Here is a 3443-nt window from a genome sequence, read left to right as displayed (position 1 = left end):
AACTCAGCAGCTTAAGGATATTGCAGGAATTATTGCCTTCTCTTCTGTTCATAACCTTACCTTTAGAATTAATAAGCTTTTAAAACGACTTCTGGATTTATTTATAATTCTCTGTCTTTCTCCAATCTGGGTTCCAGTTTTTGCTCTCTGTGCCCTTCTTACAAAAATCACTTCTAAAGGCCCAGTTTTTTACGGTCATAAACGCGTTGGCAGAAACGGAAAAACAATTAAATGCTGGAAGTTCCGCTCAATGGTTGTAAACTCCCAGGAAATTCTTGAAAAACTGCTTGCCGAAAATGAAGAAATGCGCCTTCAGTGGGAAAAAGACCGCAAGCTTGAAAATGACCCACGCATCACAAAGTTCGGAAAAATCTTACGCAAAACCAGCATGGATGAACTTCCTCAGCTTATCAATATTCTTCTTGGGGAAATGAGCCTTGTTGGTCCTCGCCCGGTTACTGAACCGGAACTTGAAAAATACGGTGATTATAAAGATTATGTTCTTTCTGTAAAACCAGGACTTTCCGGAATGTGGCAGATTTCAGGCCGCAGTGATACAGGTTACGAAGAGCGTATTTCTTATGATACATACTATATTCAGAACTGGTCTATCTGGCTTGATATCTGGATTTTAATAAAATCTGTCTGGGTAGTTCTTTTAGGAAAGGGTGCTTACTAATATGTGTAAATTAAGTAAAAAAGTTATTTGTGGATTTCTTGCGGTAGTTTTTTCATCAGCGCTTTTTGCAGAAAAATATCAGATTTTTTCAGGTTGATTATGAATCAGAAGGCGCTTTAGGCTTTGGAAAGACAAATTCATATACACTTTCATTGAATGTTGAAGTTGATAAAAAAAGAGTCTTTGATTCAGAAGCAGCCTTTCTTCATTATAAAGAAGATTATATTCAGCGCTTACACAACACAAGACTTTTTGCAGAAATTGACGTACAGCACGCTTATGATGAAGAAGATGAAAATGGAATAAGAAAAGTATCTCTTTTTGTTCATACAAAGGATGCAATTCATATTCTTGCCTTCCCTTATCCAAAATATGATTCTAACAGCGGATTCAAATTAAAGATTAAGGGTAAAGACAATAACTTCCTTGGTTCCATGAACAGCATGGGTATGGAATTAAACCTCAGTGTAAAGGATTCGGCCTCTGAAGATTCAAAAAATAAAATCGGCTTAGGCTTTTCTTATGACCATCCTTTTAAAGCCGGAATCTTTAACGCAACCTGGATTAATGATTATTCCTTTAACTGGGATCTGGACGCATCTTCCCCTGAATGGGATGCAAAAACAGGCTTAAAGCTTGAACTTCCATTTAATAAACATAGTTTTGTATGGGAATTTGACCAGTCATTTATCAGAAACCTTGATTACAGAAAGTATGATGATGACATTTACTTTAAGGAATACTTCCAGTTCTCTGTTCCTATCATTCTTGCCAGAATTGATGACTGGGGAAAAGTTACTTACACCCCTTACACTTCTATAACTTATAACTGGGATTTTGACGGTATTCAGGAATTGAACACAGACCTTTCAAGCCCGATTATCGGCTTTGGACATTCTATAGGAACTTCAAGAATCAACTGGGCTTACAACCTCCGCGACGGTTTATCACTTTCTCTTGGAAATACCTATTCTTTCAATACTCAGAGAGGAACATTTACTCCATCTGTTAATACAGAAGTTATGGCATACAAATCTTTTATATTTGAAGATATGGATGATGTATTTGCCCGACTTGGTTTTGCTGCAGATTTTTATGCCTTCTATGATATTCAGGATCCACACGGAAAATACATAATGGTTAACGGAACTAATATCGGTTCCCGCCTGCGCGGTATTCGTGATGATTTGAAGTATGAAGATACAGATTCAAAAATGTGTACTGTAATTTCTGCCTTTGTATTGAATCTTGATATGCCTATCCACTTCTTTACAACAAGCTTTGAAACTAAGGTACTTAACAAGCTGAATGTTGATGTTCAGGTTTCTCCATTTGTGGATATTGCCCTTACTCACAATAAGATTACAGACCGCTGGTTTGATCCTCGTGACGGTTTCTACTGCGGCGGTTTAGAAGTACTTATCTACCCTCTTAAATGGTCGGGCTTTGTATTCCGCATCAGTGCCGGAATTGATCTTGCAAGAACAGTACTTAAAAAGCTTAAAATGCCAATTGAAAATGACTGGCGTTCAGGTTCAAAGTACGAACTTTCTATTGGACTCGGATTACAATACTAATTCAATTAATTCTGCTGAAGTTTCCCAAGTTCTAGTACTGAATGTTTCTGCCAGTATTCTTCAGGACAGGAAGAAGAAAGAACCTTCAGCAGAGAAAGAGCAAAGTTTTTATATTCAAGTTTAATTAAGATTTCACAGAAAGTAGAAAAGGCATTCCACACTTCATTTTTATTGCACCATTCAAGAATATCCGGATAAAAACTGATTTCATAAAAAAGTTCTTCAAGATTTTTATAGGTATAGTCAATATTACGGGAAGCAACTATTTCTTCCATTCGTGAGAAATCTGTAAGAACAGAAAGAAGTGCAAACTGCAAGGCCTTCTGAATTTCTCCAAGACCATAATAATAATCACATAGTTTTGAATAAGCAACAATCGTATAATAAGAGTCTGCCCTGTACAACTGAAAGAATTTTTCCATAGAATCAGGGTGATTAGAAGTTACTGTATTCATCATGGCAGAAAAGAGAGCCTTGTCCATATAATTTTTATCTTCAGTAAGGACAGAAAGAAGTCTTTCTTCCATTTTACCGAAATCTTTTTTAAGTTCACTTATTCTTGCAAGCTTTAAATAGATTTCATATTTTTGATTTGGAATATCAAGGACTTTGGCATTTTTAATAGCAAGAAGATAATACTGCTCAGAAAAATCATATTCACCTTCCATAAGGTAAATATCCCCTATAAGACACTGAGCTTCAGGAAAATCTTTAATTTCATCAATATAAGAAATCATCTTTGTAATTGAATCATCAAAGAAGGCTTCTCCCTTTTTCATATAATAATATTTGATTACGTCTATTGAATCTCTTTCGTTTCTTTCTTCAAGAACAGTAAGAATTGCATTTATACTGTCTCCAGCCCTCTGAACACGGCGGGAAGACATGCTTTTTTCCAGATATTTTTTATTTGATTCAGAAAGCTGCTTGCGGTATAAAATTGCATTTTCACAAAAACTCAAGGCATCGCCATAATTCTGATTCTCAAAACAGAGGACAGCCTCGCGGTAAGCTTTAATACTGTCTTCATTAATACTTAAGTTTAAAGCAGAAAGCGTCAGGCTTCCAAAAGCAAAAAGAGAAATAACACAAGCAGTAATTTTTTTAATCATTATTAATACCTATAAAGAATTCAATTCCTTTTCAAATACTTTATCGGCATCTTCCGGTGAAATTGTTTGAACTAT

The 3443-nt window shown here is 35.6% G+C and carries 3 protein-coding genes; 2 read left to right on the top strand and 1 reads right to left on the bottom strand.

The window, feature by feature from the left end; translation table 11 throughout:
- Together MSI_RS13160 and MSI_RS13155 are read left to right on the top strand one after the other, a co-directional pair.
- Nucleotides 1-679: sugar transferase (locus MSI_RS13160; RefSeq protein ID WP_039925036.1), on the top strand; the 679-nt coding region annotated here is incomplete at its 5' end.
- Nucleotides 680-744: 65 nt separating this feature from the next.
- Nucleotides 745-2256 carry a hypothetical protein gene (locus MSI_RS13155; protein WP_009108015.1) on the top strand — a complete coding sequence of 504 codons (1512 nt, stop codon included), beginning with the start codon at nucleotides 745-747 and terminating at the stop codon, nucleotides 2254-2256.
- A 5-nt stretch (nucleotides 2257-2261) separates the two neighbouring features.
- On the opposite strand, the gene MSI_RS13150 is transcribed toward MSI_RS13155, so the two are convergent.
- Nucleotides 2262-3368, bottom strand: a complete 1107-nt coding sequence (locus tag MSI_RS13150; protein WP_009108013.1) for a lipopolysaccharide assembly protein LapB — start codon at nucleotides 3366-3368, stop codon at nucleotides 2262-2264.
- Between the last annotated feature and the right edge of the window lie 75 nt (nucleotides 3369-3443).

Source organism: Treponema sp. JC4, assembly GCF_000260795.1.
In the GTDB taxonomy this organism is placed as follows: domain Bacteria; phylum Spirochaetota; class Spirochaetia; order Treponematales; family Treponemataceae; genus Treponema_D.
This window is presented reverse-complemented; position numbering and strand designations above follow the sequence as displayed.